This window comes from Amycolatopsis sp. NPDC051758 (assembly GCF_044453095.1).
Taxonomy (GTDB): Bacteria; Actinomycetota; Actinomycetes; order Mycobacteriales; family Pseudonocardiaceae; genus Amycolatopsis.
Window position 1 is genome coordinate 852,578 of record NZ_JBITCJ010000001.1, and the last position, 19,211, is coordinate 871,788.

A 19,211-nucleotide genomic window follows, 5' to 3' on the forward strand; every position below is an offset into this window, starting at 1 on the left:
TGAGTCAGGAGGCCGCGGCCGGGTGCACGCTCACGGTCGCGGCCTTCACCGACAGCGTCACCGCCGAGCCGGGCTCCAGGGCGAGCTCGGCCACGGCGGCCGGGGTGAGGTCGGCGGTGAGGCCGTGGGCCCAGCCGTCGCCCTCGGCCCGGACGCGGATCACCGGGCCGTGCGGCTCCAGCGCGGCGACCACGGCGTCGGTGGTGTTGCGCGGGCTGCCGCGGTGCTCACCGTCGTGCGGGTAGACGGCGACGGCGTTGGGCGGGAACACCGCCACCGCGGGCTCGCCCACCACGACGTCCGGGGCCGGGAGGCCGGCCACCACGTCACCCGACGCGGTCCGCAGGCCGGCCACGACCGCCGTCCCGGCGACGAGGTTGAGCCCGGCGATCCGCGCGGTGAACGCCGTTCGCGGTGCGGAAAGCACTTCGCGGGTCGGGCCGTGTTCGACGATCCGGCCGCCGTTCAGCACCGCGACGTGGTCGGCGAGCGCAAGCGCGTCCAGCGGGTCGTGGGTGACGAGCACGGTGGTCGGCCCGGTCTTGAGCACGCGCCGCAGCAGGCCGCGGATCGCCGGCGCGGCGTCGACGTCGAGGGCGGCGAACGGCTCGTCGAGCAGCAGCAGGTCCGGCTCGGCGGCGAGCGCCCTGGCGATCGCGACCCGCTGGGCCTGGCCGCCGGACAGCTGCCCGGGCCGCCGGTCGGCGAGCGCGACGGCGTCCACCTCGGCCAGCCAGAAGTACGCGCGTTCCCGGGCGGCGCGGCGGCCGGCACCGGTCGACCGCGGCGAGAACGCGACGTTGTCCGCCGCGGACAGGTGCGGGAAGAGCAGCGCGTCCTGGGACAGCAGCCCGATCCCCCGGCGGTGCGGCGGCACCCCGGCCAGCTCGCGCCCGGCCACGGTGATCTCCGCCGACGTCGGTGTGATCAAGCCCGAGAGGCAGCCCAGCACGGTCGACTTGCCGGAGCCGTTCGGGCCGAGCAGCGCGAGCACCGTCCCGGCGGCCACGTCGAGGTCGACGTCCAGCGAGAACGAGCCGCGGACGGCCTCGATCCGGGCCGTGAGGCTCACCGCAGGCCGCCTTCCCACGAACGCGGCCGCGCGACGGCGATCACGAGCACCGCCACCACGATGAGCAGTATGGAGAGCGCGACGGCGCTGTCGATGTCCACCTCGGCCTGCGTGTAGACCTCCAGCGGCAGCGTGCGGGTGACGTCTTCGAGGCTGCCCGCGAAGGTGATCGTGGCGCCGAACTCGCCGAGCGCGCGGGCGAAGCTCAGCACGACGCCCGAGCCGAGCGCGGGCAGCAGCAGCGGCAGCGTGACGCGCCGGAAGACCGTCCACGGACGCGCGCCGAGGGTCGCGGCGACCTGCTCGTAGCGGTCGCCGGCGCCGCGCAGCGCGCCTTCGAGGCTGACCACGAGGAACGGCATCGCGACGAACGTCTGCGCGATGACCACCGCGGTCGTGGTGAACGGCACCGACTCCCCGGTCAGCGTGGTGATCAGCATGCCGAGGAAGCCCTTGCGGCCGAGCAGGTAGAGCAGTGCGAGCCCGCCGACGACGGGCGGCAGCACCAGCGGCAGCAGCACGATCGAGCGCAGCAGCCGGACGCCGCGGAAGCGGGCACGCGCGAGCACGACGGCCAGCGGCACGCCGAGCAGCACGCAGGCCAGGGTGGCCAGCGCGGCCGTGATCAGCGAGAGGCGCAGCGCGTGCCACGACGACGGCGTGGCGATCAGCGACGGCAGTCGTGTCAGGTCCGAGCGCACCAGCAACCCGACGACCGGCAGCACCACCAGCGCCAGCGCCAGCGTGGCGGGGATGGCGAGCACCCACGGGACGCGCGAGTGGCCGGCCGGGACCCGGCCCGGCCGGCCACTCGCGGAACGCCTACTGCGCAGAACCGAACCCGACCTTGGCCAGCTCGTTCTTGCCCTCGGTGCCGAGGACGAACTCTTCGAACTGGTGCGCCAGCTCGGCCTGGCCGCCCTTGATCGCGGCGATCGGGTAGTTGTTGATCGCCTGGGCCGCCTCCGGGAAGTCGACCTTGTCCACCTTGCCCGCGGCGGAGGTGGCGTCGGTGACGTAGACGAGGCCCGCGTCGGCGTCGCCGGACTGGACCTTGTTCAGCACCTGCTTGACGTCCGACTCTTCACTCTTCGGCTTGAGCGTGACGCCGGTCTGCTGCTCGACCTTCTTGGTCGCCGAGCCGCACGGCACCTGCGGCGCGCAGGTCACGACGCTCAGGCCGGCCTTGTTCAGGTCGGCGAAGGACTTGATGCCCTTCGGATTGCCCGGCGCGACGGCGATGGCCAGCTTGTTCGTGGCGAACACGGTCGCCTGGCCGTCGATCACCCCGCCCTGGGTGGCCTTGTCCATGTTCGCCTGGTCGGCGGAGGCGAAGACGTCGGCCTTCGCGCCGTTGGTCAGCTGCTGCACCAGGGTGGACGACCCCGCGAAGCTGAACTTCACGGTGACGCCGGAGTGCTGGGCCTCGAACTCCTTGCCGAGCGCGGTGAACGACTCGGTGAGGGACGCGGCGGCGAACACGGTGAGCGTGCCGCCACCGGTGCCGCCGGTGCCCTTGGGCGCGGGCGCGCTGACCGACGACCCGCCGGTCTGCGTGCTGGGCTCGTCCGAGCTGCTGCAGGCGCCCGCGAACAGGGCGACGGCCGCGACGGCGAGAGCGAGCTTCTTCATTTACTTCCTTCCGGTGTTTCCACCACGACAGTGGTCGCCTTGACCACCGCGACCGCGAGCACCCCGGGGCGCAGGCCCAGCTCGCGGACGGCTTCCGTACTCATCAGGGACACCACGCGGTGTGCCCCGCACTGCAGTTCCACCTGGGCCATCACCTTGTCGGCGATGACCTCGGTGACCAGCCCGACGAACCTGTTGCGGGCGGACCGGCCGACGGTCGAGGGGTCTTCGGGCCCGACGGCCTGTGCCCGGGCGAACCCGGCCAGCTGGGCGCCGTCCACGACCTTGCGGCCGGCGGCGTCGTCGGTGGCGGTCAGCTGTCCCGCGCGCACCCACCGGCGGACGGTGTCGTCACTGACTCCGAGCAGGCGGGCGGCCTCGGACAACCGAAATTGCGGCATGTCCGAGAGATTATCTCCGCACTTGAGGAAAAGCTACGCGGGGCGCGAATTGTCCATGATCTCGGCGCGCAGCTGTTCGAGCATGACATTCTGATAACGCTCGATCACTTTTCGTTCGGCCGGGGAGAACTGCGCCAGCATCTCGCGGAGCCAGTCGAAGGCCGACTGGAAGAGCGGCGCGAAGCGCTCACTGGCCCCCGGCACGACCGCGACGAGGACCTTGCGGCGGTCTTCGGGGTCACGGACGCGGTGCACCAGCCCGACCTTCTCCAGGCGGTCGATGACACCGGTGACGGCGCCGGTGGACAGCCCCGTGAGCTCGGCGATCCGGCCCGCGGTCAACGGTCCGTTCGATTGGACGACCAGGTCGAACGTCTTGTGGTCGGTGCCCGACAGGCCCATCCGCTCGGCGATCCGGGCGTGGCGGAGGACGGTGAGCGTGCTGCCCGCGCGGCCCAATTCCGCGAAGCGGAAGAGCTCTTCTTCGGGGACCGGGTAGGTCTTTTCCGCTGTGCCCGTCATCACTTGTCCTTCGGTTCGCGCAGGTCGTTCGCCCACTGAACAGCTTACTGCCCAAAGTATCCGGACGATCACTGAGGTTTGCGCGTGATGCGGGCTACTCTGGGCGTAATGACGGCAGTGGATCTCGGGTTTCCTCGCGTCCCCGGTACACGAGGGTCATCTCGCGTGCCCAGGCCCGAGAACCCCAAACTCATCGACACCTTCGGCCGGATCGCCACCGATCTCCGGGTTTCCCTCACGGACCGGTGCAACCTGCGCTGCACCTACTGCATGCCCGCGGAGGGCCTCGACTGGATGCCGGGCGAGCAGGTGCTGTCCGACGACGAGCTGGTCCGGCTGATGCGGATCGCCGTCGAGATGCTGGGTGTCACCGACATCCGGCTCACCGGCGGCGAACCCCTGCTGCGGCCGGGCCTCGAGGACCTCGTCGCGCGGATCACGGCGCTGGAGCCGCGGCCGCGGCTGTCCATGACGACGAACGGGATCGGCCTCGCCAAGCGCGCGCCCGCGCTCGCCGCGGCGGGCCTGGTCCGGATCAACGTCTCGCTCGACACCATCAACCCGGAGAAGTTCCTCGAGATCACCCGCCGCGACCGGCTCTCGCACGTGCTGGCCGGCATGGCGGCCGCGCGCGACGCCGGGATGTCGCCGGTGAAGGTCAACGCCGTGCTGATGCGGGGCGTGAACGAGACCGAAGCCGTGCCGCTGCTGAAGTTCTGCCTCGCCGAGGGCTACCACCTGCGGTTCATCGAGCAGATGCCGCTGGACGCCCAGCACGGCTGGAACCGCGGCGAGATGATCACCGCGTCGGAGATCCTGGAGATGCTGGGCGCGGAGTTCTCGCTGTCGCCGTTCCCGGTCGCCCGCGGCGGCGCGCCCGCCGAGCGCTGGCTGGTCGACGGCGGCCCCGGCGACGTCGGCGTGATCGCGTCGGTGACCCGGCCGTTCTGCTCGGCGTGCGAGCGGACGCGGCTGACCGCCGACGGCGCGGTCCGCTCCTGCCTGTTCAGCAACGACGAAACGGATCTGCGGGCCCTCGTGCGCGCGGGCGCGCGTGACGAAGAGGTGGCGGACGCCTGGCGCGCCACGATGTGGGGCAAGCTCGCCGGCCACGAGATCAACGACGCCGGGTTCGCGCAGCCGATCCGGCCGATGAGCGCGATCGGCGGTTGAGATGACGACCCTGACCATCGTGGTCCGGTACTTCGCGGCGGCGCGGGCCGCCGCGGGCGTAGAAGAAGAGAAGGTGCAGCTGCCGTCCGGCGCGTCGGTGTCCGACGCGGTGGCCGAGCTGCGCCGCCTCCACCCCGAGGGCCTGCCGAAGATCCTCGACGCGGTCAGCTACCTGCTCGACGGGGTCGCGGTCCGGGATCGCACCCGCGTGCTGACGGATGGCGCCGAGCTCGACGTCCTCCCCCCGTTCGCCGGCGGCTGATGCCCCGCTGATCACGCGAGCCGACCCTCCAGGCACGCGAGTCGTCCGTCCAGGTACGCGAGCCGTCCACCTGGGCACGCGAGTTCGCCCTTGCCGTACTCGATCTACCGCTCGGGTACCGGAGCGGACCGCTCGGCGAAGTCCTTTATCTCTGTGCGGCGTGGCGCGTCACCGGATCCGGCTGTTCGCGAGAGGCTGAACAGCGCCGGTCGCAACGCCATCCGGTGACCCGTTTCGCCTGGTCCGTCGCCCTGTGTCGGCCCAGCCGGCCCGACCCGGTCACCGCGGCTTCCCCGGCGTGACTTCAAACCCCACTAACGTGTGGGACTGCTGTGACTCAAGGGGCACCTGAGGCAGGATTGTCAAGTCTGGCGAACTGCCGGAGTGCGTCATAGGATGCGCGCTTCATTCGCTTGCCCGACGTCGCGAATGGCCCATTCGCTGCGCAAAACACGTGATGCAAGCCTCACGATCCGTGTTTTATCTCGGCAAGGAAACGGGGAGATAACGGCCCGCTGACCTGCGAAGACGCCCGCATCGACGAGGGTTGCGTGCTGTTACTGTGACGTAGGTCACGCCCCGAATAATTTCCGATCACGGCTCTCGTTACGTACCGTCGCTTTTCGGTTGGCCCCGACCAACCAGCACGACCGGGAATCCGTAGCGCCTAGCCCTGTCCGACGGATCCCCGGACCCATACCCCGAGCGAAAGCATTTCCGGACAGGGACGAGGGGACGACGAAGACGCGACGTGCGTCGGACTCGCCTGCCGGCCTGAGAGGGCCGGCGCCAGGACCCCGATCCTGACCCTCAGCACCGGCTCGTAGGCGCAGGGAAGCCTGAGAAGCATTCAGATGTCTTACCGAGGCAAGCACCGCAAGATGTCCGCAGCCACCCGCACCGTCGCTCGCGTCGCCATCGCGGGCATCGCGGTCGGCGCTCCCCTCGCAATCGCCGCGACCCCCGCGTCGGCGACGAACTGGGACGCCATTGCGCAGTGCGAGAGCGGCGGCAACTGGGGCACCAGCACCGGCAACGGCTACTACGGCGGCCTCCAGTTCTCGCAGAGCACCTGGAAGGCCTACGGCGGCACCGGCAGCGCGCAGAACGCTTCGCGTGAGCAGCAGATCGCCGTGGCCGAGCGTGTCCTGCAGGGTCAGGGCATCGGCGCCTGGCCGGTCTGTGGCAAGAAGGGCGGCGGCTCGTCGGCCCCCAAGGCCACCCACAAGTCGACCACCAGCACCCCCAAGAAGGTGACCCCGAAGAAGAGCACGACCGCCCCGAAGCAGGCGGCGGCTCCGGCGGCGACCGGCGTTGCGTCTTCGAACCCGGCCGGTGACTACACCGTCGTGGCGGGCGACACCCTGTCCAAGATCGCCAAGCAGTTCAACGTCCAGGGCGGCTACGCGAAGCTGCAGGACCTGAACTCGAAGTACATCCCGAACGCGGACCTGATCCTCGTCGGCCAGAAGATCGCCACCAAGTGACGATCGCGCAGTGATGCGTAAGTCCGGCCTCGCGCCGTGACACCACGAACCCTCCACCGCCGATCCCCCGGGCGGTGGAGGGTTCGTGCGTCTCCACCTCAGACCGGCTCATTCGCCTTCTGACGCGATTGGGGCCGAACCTGGGGACCAACCACGTCCTCGGCGTTCCAGGCCGCCGTTCGGGCACTCCGCGGCCCACACGGGTCACGGCGAGTTGACCCACTCGTCGGTGCCGTCGGTGAAGTGCTGGTGCTTCCAGACCGGCAGCCGCGCCTTGACCTCGTCCACCAGGTCCGAACACGCCGAGAACGCCTGGCCGCGGTGCTCCGCCGCCACCGCGCACGCCAGCGCGACGTCGCCGATCGCCAGGTGACCGATGCGGTGGCTCACCGCCACCGCCCGCACGCCGGTCCAGCGCGCCGACAGGTCCGCGACAACGTCGGCGATCACGTCGCCCGCGCTCGGGTGGCCCTCGTACGTCAGGTCGCGCACCCCCTTGCCGCCGTCGTGGTCGCGGACGACCCCGGCGAACGTCACCACCGCACCCGCGGCGTCGTCCTCGACCAGCCGGGCGTGCTCCTCGACCGACAACGTCTCCTCGGTCACCAGCGCCCGCACCACGCGCACCGAAGGCGCCGAAGCGGCCGGACGCGGGTGGTCACCGCCGGCCAGCTGGTCGACGGCGTGGTCCAGGATGCCGTCGAGCACACCCAGGCCGTCCTTCACACCGCCGCTGGACCCCGGCAGGTTCACGACCAGGGTCCGCCCGGCCACCCCCGCGAGACCGCGCGAGAGCACCGCGGTCGGCACCTTCGGCAGCCCGGCGGCGCGGATCGCGTCCGCGACCCCCGGCAGCTCGTGGTCGAGCACCGCGCGCGTGACGTCCGGGGTGCGGTCGGTCGGCGAGATGCCGGTGCCGCCGGTGGTGAGCACCACGGCGACGCCGTCGGCCAGCGCGGCCCGCAGCGCAACGCCGACCGGGTCGCCGTCCTCGACGACGACCGGCGCCGGCACCTCGTACCCGCGGCCGGCCAGCCAGGCGGCGATCACCGGGCCGGTCTTGTCCTCGTAGACACCCTTCGCGGCGCGGTTGGACGCCACGATCACCCGCGCACTGCGCTTCACGGCCGCTCCCAGGTCCCGGTCTTGCCGCCGTCCTTGCGGAGCAGGCGGACCTCGTCCAGCGTCGCCGCCGGATCGACGGCCTTGATCATGTCGTGCAGGGTCAGCCCGGCCACCGCCACCGCGGTCAGCGCCTCCATCTCGACGCCGGTGACGTCGGTGGTCTTCGCCGTCGCGCGGATGCGGACCTCGGCCTCGCCGAGCTCGAACTCCACCTTGACCCCGGACAGCGCGATCTGGTGGCACAGCGGGATCAGCTCGGGCACCCGCTTCGCGCCCATGATCCCGGCGATCCGGGCGGTGGCCAGTGCGTCGCCCTTCGGGAGGCCGTCGGACGCCACCAGCCGGAGCACCTCGGCGGTGGTCCGCACGGTGCCCGCCGCGAGCGCGGTGCGCGCGGTGGCGGTCTTGCCGGAGACGTCGACCATCCGGGCCGCCCCGGTTTCGTCGACGTGGCTGAGTTCACTCACATGGCGAGGCTACTTCCGAGCGCGCGCAACGCCGCCGCGGGCACCGGGCGGGTCGACTCCGCCGCGACCGGCGTCCGCCGTGAGGCGGATCCCGGGTGGTCCCGGCCGGCTAGCGCTCGGCGCGCACGGCCTTCCGGACGGCGTCGGCGACGGCGGGCGCCACCGCGCTGTCGAACACGCTCGGCACGATGAACGACGCGTTGAGCTTGCCGTTGTCCACGACGTCGGCGATCGCGTCGGCGGCGGCCAGCAGCATGTTGTCGTCGATGTTGTTGGCGTGCGCGTCGAGCAGGCCGCGGAAGACACCCGGGAAGGCCAGCACGTTGTTGATCTGGTTCGGGAAGTCGCTGCGGCCGGTCGCGACGACCGACGCGTGCTGCTGCGCCTCGAGCGGGTCGATCTCCGGGTCCGGGTTCGCCAGCGCGAACACCACGGCGTCGGACTTCATGGTCGCGACCTGCTCGGCGCCGAACAGGTTGGGCGCGGAGACGCCGATGAAGACGTCCGCGCCGACGAGCGCCTCGTGCAGGGTGCCGCTGACCTGCTCCTTGTTGGTGTGCGACGCGATCCACGCGAGGTTGTCGTCGAGGTTGCCACGCGCGGAGTGGACGATGCCGTCGATGTCCGCGGCGACGATGTCACCCGGGTTCTTGCGCAGCAGCAGCCGGATGATCGCCGAGCCGGCCGCGCCGACGCCGCTGACCACGATCTTGCAGTCTTCGATGTTCTTCTTGACCACGCGCAGGGCGTTGCGCAGCGCGGCGACCACGACGATCGCGGTGCCGTGCTGGTCGTCGTGGAAGACGGGGATGTCGAGCTGTTCACGCAGCCGGGCCTCGATCTCGAAGCAGCGCGGCGCGGCGATGTCCTCGAGGTTGATCCCGGCGTACACCGGCGCGATCGCCTTGACGATCTTGATGATCTCCTCGGTGTCCTGGGTGTCCAGGCACACCGGCCAGGCGTCGACGTCGGCGAACTTCTTGAACAGCGCCGCCTTGCCCTCCATCACCGGCAGCGCGGCGGCCGGGCCGATGTTGCCCAGGCCGAGCACCGCGGACCCGTCGGTGACGACGGCGACGGTGTTGCGCTTGATGGTCAGCCGGCGCGCGTCCTCGGGGTTGTTCGCGATGGCCTGGCAGACCCGCGCGACACCCGGGGTGTAAGCGCGGGAGAGGTCGTCACGGTTGCGGAGCGCGACCTTGGGGGTGACCTCGATCTTGCCGCCGAGGTGGATCAGGAACGTCCGGTCGGAGACCTTGCGGACCTTGACGCCGGGCAGCGAGTCGAGCGTCTGGGTGATGTCGTTGGCGTGGTTCTCCGACAGCGCGTTGGCGCTGATGTCGACCACGATCGAGTCGGAGTGGGACTCGACGACGTCGAACGCGGTCAGCACGCCGCCGACGCGCCCGACGGCCGTGGTGAGGTCACCGGCCGCGCTGGACGAGGCCGGGGCCTCGACCCGGACGGTGATCGAATATCCGGGACCGGGAACCGGCATGGCGCTTACCCCCGCATGGGAAAAGTCGGTTGGGACGGGAGCGAACCTACTCCCGTGACCGCCCTCACGAGGCCCCGGAACCGGTACTGACCAGTAACTATGCGGTCAGCGGTTGATCTCGGTCTCGGGGTGCACGTAGGGCACCGTGTCGAGCGGGAACGTGACATCGCCGAACGGCGACAGCGCGCCCTGGCGGTCGGCCGCGAGCTCGGTCACGGGGTGCTCCCCGGCCTCGCCCGGCCAGGTCGGGTCGACGCCCTTGTGCTTCTTCTCACCCTTGGCCACAACGTCCTCCACAGCCTTACTCGGTTCTTCGGGGACAGTCTGCCTGAGCCCCCGCAAGCTCAGCCAACCGCCCGGTATCCTGGCCTTCTATGCCCGCGACCTCCTTGGCGGACTGGCTGCGTGCGGAGTCCGACGACGCACTCGCGGAGCTCCTCCGCACGCGTCGCGACCTGTCCACGCCTCCGCCCTCCGACAGCACCGTGCTCGCCACCCGGGCCGGCACGCCGGGCTCGGTCGCGCGCGCCTGCGAAGACCTCGACACCTTCACCCTGGCCGTGCTCGAAGCGTGCCTGCTGGCCGGGGCGGACCGCGATCCCGTGCCGGTCGCCGACGTCGCGAAGCTGGTCGGCACCGACATCGCCGTCCCGCTGGCCCAGTTGCGCTCGCGGGCGCTTGCTTGGGGCCCGGACGACGCGCTGCGCGTGCCGCCCGCGGCCCGGGAGGCGCTCGGGCCGTTCCCCGCCGGGCTCGGCGCGTCGTCGCCGGCGCTCGCCGGCGACGACCTCGGGGCACGGCTGGCCGAGCTGCCCGACGACGAACGCGGCGTGCTGACCGCCCTCGCCGCCGGCCCGCCGATCGGCCGCACCCGGGACGCCGGGCAGGACCTGTCGTTCGAGAAGGCCACCACGCCGGTGCAGAAGCTGCTGGCCCGCGGGCTGCTGCTGCGGCGCGACGACCAGACCGTCGAGCTGCCGCGCGAGGTCGGTGTCGCGGTGCGCGGCGGGGCCTTCGCGCCGGGCACCCTCACCGAGCCCACGCTGCCGGTGCACCCGCACCAGATGTCCACTTTGGACGAGGCGGCGGCCGGTGAAGCGATGGAGTTCTTGCGCCGCACCGAATCCCTGCTGCGCGCGTGGTCGGCCGCGCCGCCGCCGGTGCTCAAGTCGGGCGGCCTCGGCGTGCGCGAGCTGAAGAAGCTGGCCAAGGACCTGGAGATCGACGACGCGCAGGCGACCCTGTTCGCCGAGCTGGTCGTCGGCGCCGGGCTCGTCGCCGACAGCGAAGCGACCGCGCCCGAGTGGGTGCCGACGACGCTGACCGACTCGTGGCTGGCGTCGCCGACCGCGCAGCGGTGGATGACGCTCGCGCAGGCGTGGCTGGAGCTGCCGCGGCTGCCCGGGATGGCCGGCGGGCGCGACGGCAAGGACAAGCCGATCGCGCCGCTGTCGGAGGAGCTGCGCCGCCCGCTGGCGCCGGTCGCGCGGCGGCGGGTGCTGGCCGCGCTGGCCGACCTGCCCGAGGGCACCGGCGTGAAGAGCGTCGACGAGCTCGTCGCGGTGCTGGCCTGGCGCGCCCCGCGGCGCGGCGGGCGGCTGCGGGACGAGACCGTCCGCTGGACGATGGCCGAGGCGAGCGCGCTGGGGATCGTCGCGCTCGGCGGCGTCACCACGGCGACGCGCGCGCTGCTCGCCGACGACCGGCCGGGCGCGGTCGAGGCGATCCTGGACGCGCTGCCCGCGCCGGTGGACCGGGTGCTGCTGCAGGCCGACCTGACGGTGGTCGCGCCGGGGCCGCTGGAGCCGGAGCTGGCGGCGGAGATGGACGCGGTCGCGAACGTCGAGTCGGCCGGGCACGCGACGGTCTACCGGATCACCGAGACCTCGGTGCGGCGGGCGCTGGACACCGGCCGCACGGCCGACGAGCTGCACGCGCTGTTCAAGGCCAAGTCGGCCACGCCGGTGCCGCAGTCGCTGAGCTACCTGATCGACGACGTCGCCCGGCGGCACGGACGGCTGCGCGGCGGGGTCGCGGCGTCGTTCCTGCGGTGTGACGACGAGGCGCTGCTGGCCGAGGTGCTGGCCCACCCGGTCACCGCGGAGCACGACCTGCGGCTGATCGCGCCGACGGTCGTGATCAGCCCGGACCCGCTGCACGAGGTCCTGGCGGGCCTGCGCGCGGCCGGTTTCGCCCCGGCGGCCGAGGGCCCGGACGGCCGGGTCGTCGACATCCGGCCCGGCGGCCGCCGCCTGCCGGCGAAGGCGCGCGCGGCGCGGCGGAGCCCGGGTGAGCAGGCGGTGCTGAGCCCGGACCAGGCGGAGCGGATCGTGTCGAACCTGCGAGCCGGCGACGCGGCTTCGGCTCGACGTCGAGGCTCGGCGGTGCGGGCGCCGACGGGTGGCGGCGCGGACACGTCGGCGACGTTGGAGCTGCTGTCCCGCGCGACGCTGGAGCGGCGCGAGGTGTGGATCGGGTTCGTCGACTCCCGCGGCACCGCCAGCCAGCGCGTGGTGCGGCCGGTGCGAGTCGGCGGCGGGATCCTCGAAGGTGACAACAACGAGCGGTACTCGCTGCACCGGATCACGTCGGCGGCCATCGTCGAGGACTGACCCGGGGCCGCGCGTCACTCCCGCCGAGGGGCTACAGCGCGCGCAAGCCCGCGAGGACGCGCTCCATGAACTCGCGGGACGACCGGTCGCCCAGGATCAGCTCGGTCTGGTGGATCAGCACCAGCCCGATGTCGGCCATGTCGCCGACCAGCACCTTCACCACGCCCAGCGGCAGCCGCAGGTGGGCGGCGATCTCCGCCACCGAGCGCGTGTCCAGGCACAGGTCGCAGATGCGCCGGTGCTCGACCGAGCGGACGCCGCGGTACCGGCGGCCGTCGTCGGACGTCGACACCAGGGCCTCGAGCGCCAGGTTGTGGTCGGACCGGGTGCGGCCGCCGGTGCGCGTGTACGGGCGCACTCGCGAGCCCACCGAGCCGACCGGCACCGGGCCGGCGGTACGGGCAGGTTCGTCCCAGGGCTCCGGCTGGGGGATCCAGCGGGTCTCCGGGTCCGGCGGGGGCGTCCAGCCGGTGCGCGGGTCGACCGGCGGAGCCCAGGTGGGCGGCGGCGCCGCCGGCACGGGTCCCGAGTGCATGGGCCCCGAGCGCGGAGGCACCGCGTGTGACGGCGCCGCGTGCGGGAGTGCCGGGTGCGGCCTGGACATCGGGGGCCGGGGCGCGGGGTGCCGGGGCATCGGCGGCCGGGGTGCGGGTGGCCGGGGCGGGGCGGGCTGGCGCGCGCCGCGGGGCGGCGTCCACGCCGGCTCCAGGGCCGGGGGCTCCGGCTCGTAGGTCTCCCCGTCCTGCCACTCCGGCTCGTCGGGGTCGTAACCGCCGCCGTTGTCGGGGCCCCAGTCGCGGGCGGTCTCGTAGTCGTCTTCGGCCGGCTCCGGACCCCACTCGCGGGTGTCCTCGTCGGTGTAGCCCTGCGGGTCCGCCGTCGGCCGGGCCGGCTTGCGCTTGGGCATGATCGTCGACAGCGTCGACATGTCGAACTTGCTCGGTGAATCGAACCCCTCGCGCTCGGTGCCGCGGTGCAGTGCGTCCCAGCCGCTGGAGTCCGGATCGTCGAATCCCGAAATCCTCATCTCGCCCTACCCACGCACGCCGCCCTGGAGCTGGGCGCGCAGCTCGGGGGTGATCTGCTGGCCGACCCGCTCGACGAGCAGGGTCATCTCGTAGGCGACGGTGCCGATGTCGCACGTCGGCGCGGCCAGCACCGCCAGCGACGAACCGTCCGAAACGGACATCAGGAACAAGTAGCCGCGCTCCATCTCCACCACGGTCTGGTTGACACCACCCGCTTCGAAGCAGCGCGCGGCCCCGAACGTCAGGCTGATCAGCCCGGACGCGACCGCGGACAGCTGCTCGGCGCGTTCCTGGGGCAGCCCTTCCGACGGCGCCAGCAGCAGCCCGTCCGCGGACACCAGAACGGCGTGCGCGGCGCCGGGTACCCGGCGCACGAAGTCCGTGATGAGCCAGCCGAATGAACCCTGGCCGGATGCCGTCACTACTGCCCCTCCTTGCTCGTGCGGCGCCGTGCGCCGCACACCGGAGTGGCCGGCACGGCCGGTCGACGACGCCACCGTAAAGCGTATTCGCACCGCCGGTGGTGTCGAGTCCGTCACCGGCCGGCCGGTGCGCACCCTACGTGTGCGCCCGGCTGCGCTCCGCGCCGACCCGGCCCCGCTCACGCGTCCGGGGGTCACTCCCCGGCACCGGCCAGGCCCCGCCACGGAAGGGTGTCCGCGCAGGTCAGCACCGGTGCCGGCGATCCGGAGGGACGGCGTCGCCGAACCGGCCCGGACCGTTCCCGCCCCGGACGGCCGCACCACTCCCCGAAGTGGGTGAAGCACGCGGAGTTCACTCCAACGGCCGCATCCGGTTCGGGGCGTCATGCGTTATCCCGCGCGCAACGCCGAATCGTGCGCGATCGCGTGCTGGACGACCGAGATCAGCACCTGCTTGGCGGAGTCGCGCTCACGCGCGTCGCACGCCATGATCGGGACCGACGGCGCGATGGTCAGCGCGTGCCGGACGTCCTCGATCTGGTGGTGCAGGAGCCGGTCGAAGCAGTTGATGGCCACGACGTACGGCAGCTTCCGGTTCTCGAAGAAGTCGATCGAGGGGAACGCGTCGGCGAGCCGCCGCGTGTCCACCAGCACGACCGCGCCGATGGCGCCGACCGCGAGGTCGTCCCACATGAACCAGAACCGGTGCTGACCCGGCGTGCCGAACACGTACAGCACCAGGTCCGAGTCCAAGGAGATACGCCCGAAGTCCATCGCCACGGTGGTGGTCGTCTTGTTGGGCGTGGCCGAGGTGTCGTCGTGTCCGACGCTCGCCTCGGTCATCATGGCCTCGGTGGTCAGCGGGTCGATCTCCGAGATCGCCCCGACCATGGTCGTCTTCCCCGAACCGAACCCGCCGGCGACCACGATCTTGGCCGACGAGGTCGGACCCGTCACCTGCGGCGCGTTCGCGTCGGAGTCAAATTCTCCGAAGCCCACTGAGCACCCTTTCCATGAACTCGATACTCGGGCGGTCACCCACGGTCTGGCTGCTGGAGTGCACCAGCACCAGCCCGAGACCCGCCACGTCACCAATCAACACCCGCACCACGCCCAGCGGCAGCCGCAGCAGCGCCGCCACTTCGGCCACCGACCGGGTGTCGAGGCACAGGTCGCAGATCGACCGGTGCTCGGGCACCCGGACCCGGTCGAGCATCCGGCCCTGTTCGCTGGTCGAAATCAGCGCCTCGATCGCCAGGTCGAGGGTCGCCTTCGTCCGGCCCCGGGTCCGGAAGTACGGCCGGACCAGGCCCGAGGTCTCCATCTCGGTCGGCGGCGGCTCGTCGATGTACTCCTGGTGGGCCTGCCGCGGCAGCGCCGCGGCCAGCTCACCGGAGTCCGGTCCCGACGAGTAGTCGCGATCGTTGCTGTACGCGGCGAAGTCGTGCGCGTCGTACAGCGGCCCGCTCGCACCGCCGAACAGCTCCGCGCCCGGCCCGCCGAGCAGCCGGTCGCGGTATTCGCCGCTGCCGGCCTGGATCGGCCGGATCGGTTCCTGCCCGGCGTTGCTGTCGGTCAGCCAGTTCGGTGGCTCCCGCACGGGGTCGCTGTCGGAGGCCTGCACCCGCCGCTGCCGCCATTCGCGATCGACGCGCTCCCGGAAGGACTGCCAGTCCTCCCGCCCGTCGTCCGGCCCATGCTGCTCGGACCACCCGCCGGAGAAGTCGTCACCGAGCCGGCCATCACCCCTCAAGCGCCCGTCGTCCACGGCTCTCTCCTCGGTTCCCCGGATCTCAGCGGCGGACCGCTGAGCCCTGCAGTTGCGCCCGCATTTCCGGGGTCAGCTGCTGGCCGACCCGCTCCACCAGCAGGGTCATCTCGTAGACGACCAGGCCGATGTCACTTTCCGGCGATCCGAGAACCGCCAGGCACGAACCGTCGGAAACGGACATGAGGAAGAGGAAGCCGTTGGCCATCTCGACCACGGTCTGCGCCACCGTGCCGCCCTCGAAGACCTTCGCCGCGCCGCGCGCGAGGCTGGTGAGCCCCGACGCCACCGCGGCAAGCTGGTCCGCCCGGTCCTTCGGCAGGCCACGCGAGGCCGCCAGGAGCAGGCCGTCGGCCGACACCACGACTGCGTGGGCCGCGCCGGGCACCCGGTGCACAAAATCCGTGATCAGCCATGCGAAGCTGCCGGCATTGCTCGCCTTGGCATGCGCCTGGCCGTTCGGCTGCGCGGAGCCACCCGGCTGCATTGCACCCGCCCGTGTCACTTTCACTCCTCACTGCTGTCTGTGGTGTTGCCACGCCCCGGAACCCCGCTGCCTTCCAGCCTTTCGTCGGCCGGTAGTTCCTTCAACGCATGCCGTCCCGAGGTGTACCCCCGCTGGAAGCTTGCCATCCTGTTCCGCGCCGCGGACGCCGAGCGGGTGATCGCACCCGTTCCGGGCATCCCCGCGGTGTTGTCCGCGAAGTTGTTCTGCGCCGGCTCGTCCGCCGAGGGGCTGTTGATCGACCCGGGCACCAGGTACTGGTTCGGGACGCGTTTCGGCAGCCCGGCCGGGGTGATCTCCTCGTTCTTGGACTCGAGCAACGACTGCGCCTTGCTCCAGCCGTCGTCGGAGGCACTGTGCCAGCCGTCGTCGGGCGGGAGCAGCGGGTGCCGCGTCGCGGCGGTCGGCTGCAGCTCGTCCACGTGTTCGACGTGCTCCGGAACCCGCTCCGGGACCCGCTTCGGCAGGGGCTGCTCCGCAGGCGGCTCGTCGTAGCCGGTGAGCGGCGGCAGGTTCGGGTCGTCGACCTCGCTCTGCTGCTGCGACGGCACCGGGTCGGCGGTCGCGTCATCGCCCTCACTGAACCAGCGTGACAGCACCGACTGGTAGATCGGCAGCCGCCGGGTGGGTACATCGTCCTCGAGCGCCGACGGTCCGACCTCCTCCGCGCGGGGCGGTGGCGGTGGCGGCTCCTCCGGCGGGACGTACTTCGGCTCCCGCTTCGGCAGCACCAGCGGCGCGAACTGCGTGTCCGCGCTCGAGCTGGCGCCGTCGCCGTTCGCCGACGGCGTCAGCGGCGCCAGGTCCTCGGCGGTCGGCCAGGCCGGGGTGTCCGGCCGGGGCAGCTCGGGCGACAGGAACGGGCCCGCCGCGCGGCCGCCGCTGACCAGGTCGTCCAGGCTGATCGGCTGGTCGAGCGGGACCAGCCCGCCCTGGTTCGCGACCGGCTCGTGCTTCGGAGCCGGCGGCGGCGGGGGCGGTGGTGGCGCCGACGGCGGCACCGGCGTGTGCGACCGGGTCTGCTCGTAGTCGGACGGCATCGACGGCAACGGGATGCTCGGCATCGACATCGACGTCTCGGACCGGTTCGGCGGCAGCGGGGTCTGCCGCGTCATGCCCGGGCGGAGCTGGGTGAGCAGCTCGGCCGGGACGACGACGCGGGCGATGACGCCGCCTTCGATGTCCTCGTTCTCGCGCAGCCGGACCTCGATGCCGTGGCGCTTGGCCAGCCGCGAAACCACGTACAGACCCATGCGCCGGGTCACCGACACGTCCAGGTCCGGCGGCTCGGCCAGCCGGGCGTTGACCTCGGCCAGCCGCTCCTCGCTCATCCCGACACCGTGGTCGGTGACCTGGATGGCGAGCGCCTTGCGGCGGGTGATGACGGCCCGGACGATGACCTTCGTCTCCGGCTCGGAGAAGTAGGTCGCGTTGTCGAGCAGTTCGGCGAGGACGTGCACGAGGTCGTGGATCGCGAGGCCCTGGACGGCGACGTCGGGCACGATGCCGACCTCGATCCGGGCGTACTGCTCGATTTCGGACACCGCGGCGCCGATGACGTCACCGGCGGGAACCGGCTTGGGCACCGACTTGGCCAGGCCGGCGCCGGAGAGCACCAGCAGGGACTCACCGTTGCGCCGCAGCCGGGTGGCCAGGTGGTCGAGCTCGAACAGGCTGGCCAAGTGGTCCGGGTCCTGCTCGTCGGCTTCCAGCCGGTCGATGACGCCGAGCTGGCGTTCCACCAGCCGCTGCGACCGCCGGGAGAGGTTCACGAAGATGCCGTTGACGTTCTCGCGCAGGAGGGCCTGCTCGGCGGCCATCTTGACGGCTTGTTCGTGGACGATGTCGAACGACCGCGCGACCTCGCCGATCTCGTCGCGAGAGGTGACCGGCACCGGCTGGACGGCGCGTTTCGAGGCGCCGACCGGGTCCGGGTCGTCCAGGATCGCCTGCACGGTCTCGGGCAGCCGGGTGTAGGCGACGTCCAGCGCGCTCTTCCGCAGCACCCGCAGCGGGCGCAGCATCAGCCGGGCGACGATGAGCATCAGCGCGATCGCGGCGGCCAGCGCCACGAGCACCACGGCCCCGCCGATCCAGGCGGAGTTGACGGCCGCGGTGGCCAGGTCGTCCGCGCGGGTCTTCAGCTGGGCCAGCAGGTTCGACTCGACGGCGTGCAGCTTGTCCGCCGACACCGTGCTGTCCTTGCCGAGCGCGGTGGTGTCGATGCTCGGCGCCTCACCCAGCTGGGCGAAGGCGAACGCGTTGGTCTGGATCCGGCGGCGGTCGTCGACCTCCGGCCCGGAGTAGGTGTCGTTGTAGAGCTGCCGCTGGTCGTCGTCGGCGTTCGCGAGGAAGGCCGAGACCGAGGCGTCCGCGCTGGAGGCCGACGCACGCGTCTGGTCCAGCAGGTCGCCGGGGAAGTTGCCGCGGTACGCCGCGATCTGGAGCTCGGCGTCGGCGCGGGTGGTGAACTCCTTGGCCTCGCTGACCGCCTGCGTGCTGGTGCCGAGCCGGAGCACGTCCCGGTCGGTGACCGCGGTGGTCACCTCTCGGCCGAGCTCGATCAGGGCGTCCAGGATGCCGGAGTAGGCCGTCATCACCGTGATGTCGGGCAGGCCGTTCTGGGTGTTGTAGGCCGCGCGCAGCGGGCGCAGCGCGTCGAGGCGCTGGATGCCGCGGGCGTACCGGTCCTTGGTGGCCTGGTCGTCGTACTCGAGGCCCGCCGCCGCGGTCCGCAGGTTGGTGACCTCGCGGTCGACCTTGGCGATCTGGGAGTCCAGCCCGGTCTGCAGCAGCTGGTTCGCGGACGCCAGCCGGGCGACGGCGAGGCCGCGCTCGTTCTGCAGCTCGTGGACCACCGTGGTGACCTTGACCGCGAACGCGACCTGGTCGGCCGTCCGCTGGAACTCCGCCGCCTCCTGGGCGTCGTCGACCACGCGCAGCGCCCCCAGCGCCAGCGCGGTCAGGGTGGGGATGATCAGGACCGCGGCCAGCTTGGAGCGCAGCCGCCAGTCGCGCATGCCGGAGAAAAACCCGGCCTTCCGGCCTGGATCTGCTCCAGGCTGCCGCGCAGGGGTCCCTCCCACCCCCGCGGCGTCTTCGTTCGGCACCGCCGCACCACCATCATCGTTCCTGCTCGGATAACCCTGGTCCGTCCAGCGCCCGCCAGGGCGCATCACGTTCTCGTCAGCCACTCGTCTGCACGCTCCCCGCGCTCCGGCACACCGGCCATCCGGG

The 19,211-nt window shown here is 72.1% G+C and carries 19 protein-coding genes; 4 read left to right on the forward strand and 15 right to left on the reverse strand.

The genetic code is table 11. The annotated features are described in order from the left end of the window. Positions 1–4: 4 nt before the first annotated feature. The 5 genes from ACIA5G_RS04500 to ACIA5G_RS04520 are packed head-to-tail and all read right to left on the reverse strand — an operon-like array spanning position 5 to position 3,627. A complete protein-coding gene (locus ACIA5G_RS04500) occupies positions 5–1,072 on the reverse strand; it encodes a sulfate/molybdate ABC transporter ATP-binding protein (protein ID WP_395920802.1) in 1,068 nt (355 codons plus the stop codon). After that, complete coding sequence (locus ACIA5G_RS04505) at positions 1,069–1,836, reverse strand: ABC transporter permease (RefSeq protein WP_395920803.1); 768 nt, start codon at positions 1,834–1,836, stop codon at positions 1,069–1,071. The genes ACIA5G_RS04500 and ACIA5G_RS04505 overlap by 4 nt, the downstream gene beginning before the upstream one ends. 58 nt (positions 1,837–1,894) lie before the next feature. Then, entirely contained in the window at positions 1,895–2,704 is an 810-nt protein-coding gene (gene modA, locus ACIA5G_RS04510) for a molybdate ABC transporter substrate-binding protein (RefSeq protein WP_395920804.1), read from the reverse strand. Beyond that, positions 2,701–3,105, reverse strand: a complete 405-nt coding sequence (locus ACIA5G_RS04515; RefSeq protein WP_395920805.1) for a molybdopterin-binding protein — start codon at positions 3,103–3,105, stop codon at positions 2,701–2,703. Before ACIA5G_RS04515 ends, modA begins: the two co-directional genes overlap by 4 nt. A gap of 33 nt (positions 3,106–3,138) precedes the next feature. Further along, positions 3,139–3,627, reverse strand: coding sequence for a MarR family winged helix-turn-helix transcriptional regulator (locus tag ACIA5G_RS04520; RefSeq protein WP_395920806.1), 489 nt, complete (start codon positions 3,625–3,627; stop codon positions 3,139–3,141). Between the two features lie 165 nt (positions 3,628–3,792). Between ACIA5G_RS04520 and moaA the strand changes: the two genes are divergently transcribed. The 3 genes from moaA (at position 3,793) to ACIA5G_RS04535 (ending at position 6,549) form a co-directional block, all read left to right on the forward strand. Continuing rightward, positions 3,793–4,800 carry a GTP 3',8-cyclase MoaA gene (moaA, locus tag ACIA5G_RS04525; protein ID WP_395920807.1) on the forward strand — a complete coding sequence of 336 codons (1,008 nt, stop codon included), beginning with the start codon at positions 3,793–3,795 and terminating at the stop codon, positions 4,798–4,800. 1 nt (position 4,801) lies between these two features. Then, entirely contained in the window at positions 4,802–5,062 is a 261-nt protein-coding gene (locus ACIA5G_RS04530; protein WP_395920808.1) for a MoaD/ThiS family protein, read from the forward strand. Between the two features lie 854 nt (positions 5,063–5,916). After that, positions 5,917–6,549, forward strand: coding sequence for a transglycosylase family protein (locus tag ACIA5G_RS04535; RefSeq protein ID WP_395920809.1), 633 nt, complete (start codon positions 5,917–5,919; stop codon positions 6,547–6,549). Between the two features lie 204 nt (positions 6,550–6,753). Here the strand turns inward: ACIA5G_RS04535 and ACIA5G_RS04540 are convergent, their stop codons facing one another. The 4 genes from ACIA5G_RS04540 to ACIA5G_RS04555 all read right to left on the reverse strand — a co-directional run bounded on the left by ACIA5G_RS04540 (position 6,754) and on the right by ACIA5G_RS04555 (position 9,924). Continuing rightward, on the reverse strand, positions 6,754–7,674 hold the full coding sequence (locus tag ACIA5G_RS04540) for a molybdenum cofactor biosynthesis protein MoaE (RefSeq protein WP_395920810.1): 921 nt from the start codon (positions 7,672–7,674) through the stop codon (positions 6,754–6,756). Further along, positions 7,671–8,141: a cyclic pyranopterin monophosphate synthase MoaC gene (gene moaC, locus ACIA5G_RS04545; protein WP_395920811.1), complete on the reverse strand. Its 471-nt coding sequence runs from the start codon at positions 8,139–8,141 to the stop codon at positions 7,671–7,673. The genes ACIA5G_RS04540 and moaC overlap by 4 nt, the downstream gene beginning before the upstream one ends. Before the next feature lie 109 nt (positions 8,142–8,250). After that, on the reverse strand, positions 8,251–9,639 hold the full coding sequence (locus tag ACIA5G_RS04550; RefSeq protein ID WP_395920812.1) for an NAD-dependent malic enzyme: 1,389 nt from the start codon (positions 9,637–9,639) through the stop codon (positions 8,251–8,253). Positions 9,640–9,744: 105 nt separating this feature from the next. Then, positions 9,745–9,924, reverse strand: coding sequence for a hypothetical protein (locus tag ACIA5G_RS04555; RefSeq protein ID WP_395921884.1), 180 nt, complete (start codon positions 9,922–9,924; stop codon positions 9,745–9,747). Positions 9,925–10,013: 89 nt separating this feature from the next. Here ACIA5G_RS04555 and ACIA5G_RS04560 point away from each other — a divergent pair, with 89 nt between their 5' ends. Continuing rightward, positions 10,014–12,251 carry a helicase-associated domain-containing protein gene (locus ACIA5G_RS04560; RefSeq protein WP_395920813.1) on the forward strand — a complete coding sequence of 746 codons (2,238 nt, stop codon included), beginning with the start codon at positions 10,014–10,016 and terminating at the stop codon, positions 12,249–12,251. 31 nt (positions 12,252–12,282) lie between these two features. On the opposite strand, the gene ACIA5G_RS04565 is transcribed toward ACIA5G_RS04560, so the two are convergent. From ACIA5G_RS04565 to ACIA5G_RS04590, 6 genes are all read right to left on the reverse strand, one after another. Further along, positions 12,283–13,278, reverse strand: coding sequence for a DUF742 domain-containing protein (locus tag ACIA5G_RS04565; protein ID WP_395920814.1), 996 nt, complete (start codon positions 13,276–13,278; stop codon positions 12,283–12,285). A gap of 6 nt (positions 13,279–13,284) precedes the next feature. Next, positions 13,285–13,701: a roadblock/LC7 domain-containing protein gene (locus ACIA5G_RS04570; RefSeq protein WP_091390236.1), complete on the reverse strand. Its 417-nt coding sequence runs from the start codon at positions 13,699–13,701 to the stop codon at positions 13,285–13,287. 390 nt (positions 13,702–14,091) lie between these two features. Continuing rightward, positions 14,092–14,700, reverse strand: coding sequence for an ATP/GTP-binding protein (locus tag ACIA5G_RS04575; protein WP_247017872.1), 609 nt, complete (start codon positions 14,698–14,700; stop codon positions 14,092–14,094). Beyond that, positions 14,681–15,469, reverse strand: a complete 789-nt coding sequence (locus ACIA5G_RS04580; RefSeq protein ID WP_395920815.1) for a DUF742 domain-containing protein — start codon at positions 15,467–15,469, stop codon at positions 14,681–14,683. Before ACIA5G_RS04580 ends, ACIA5G_RS04575 begins: the two co-directional genes overlap by 20 nt. 25 nt (positions 15,470–15,494) lie before the next feature. Then, positions 15,495–15,956 carry a roadblock/LC7 domain-containing protein gene (locus ACIA5G_RS04585; RefSeq protein WP_395921885.1) on the reverse strand — a complete coding sequence of 154 codons (462 nt, stop codon included), beginning with the start codon at positions 15,954–15,956 and terminating at the stop codon, positions 15,495–15,497. A 20-nt stretch (positions 15,957–15,976) separates the two neighbouring features. After that, complete coding sequence (locus ACIA5G_RS04590; RefSeq protein WP_395921887.1) at positions 15,977–19,150, reverse strand: nitrate- and nitrite sensing domain-containing protein; 3,174 nt, start codon at positions 19,148–19,150, stop codon at positions 15,977–15,979. Positions 19,151–19,211: the final 61 nt, after the last annotated feature.

Excerpts from the sequence above, each read along its gene's own strand:
- modA (WP_395920804.1), bottom strand. The coding sequence starts at position 2,704 with ATGAAGAAGCTCGCTCTCGCCGTCGCGGCCGTCGCCCTGTTCGCGGGC.
- ACIA5G_RS04515 (WP_395920805.1), bottom strand. The coding sequence starts at position 3,105 with ATGCCGCAATTTCGGTTGTCCGAGGCCGCCCGCCTGCTCGGAGTCAGT.
- ACIA5G_RS04520 (WP_395920806.1), bottom strand. The coding sequence starts at position 3,627 with ATGACGGGCACAGCGGAAAAGACCTACCCGGTCCCCGAAGAAGAGCTC.
- ACIA5G_RS04530 (WP_395920808.1), top strand. The coding sequence starts at position 4,802 with ATGACGACCCTGACCATCGTGGTCCGGTACTTCGCGGCGGCGCGGGCC.
- ACIA5G_RS04535 (WP_395920809.1), top strand. The coding sequence starts at position 5,917 with ATGTCTTACCGAGGCAAGCACCGCAAGATGTCCGCAGCCACCCGCACC.
- ACIA5G_RS04550 (WP_395920812.1), bottom strand. The coding sequence starts at position 9,639 with ATGCCGGTTCCCGGTCCCGGATATTCGATCACCGTCCGGGTCGAGGCC.
- ACIA5G_RS04560 (WP_395920813.1), top strand. The coding sequence starts at position 10,014 with ATGCCCGCGACCTCCTTGGCGGACTGGCTGCGTGCGGAGTCCGACGAC.
- ACIA5G_RS04565 (WP_395920814.1), bottom strand. The coding sequence starts at position 13,278 with ATGAGGATTTCGGGATTCGACGATCCGGACTCCAGCGGCTGGGACGCA.
- ACIA5G_RS04585 (WP_395921885.1), bottom strand. The coding sequence starts at position 15,956 with ATGCAGCCGGGTGGCTCCGCGCAGCCGAACGGCCAGGCGCATGCCAAG.
- ACIA5G_RS04590 (WP_395921887.1), bottom strand. The coding sequence starts at position 19,150 with ATGCGCCCTGGCGGGCGCTGGACGGACCAGGGTTATCCGAGCAGGAAC.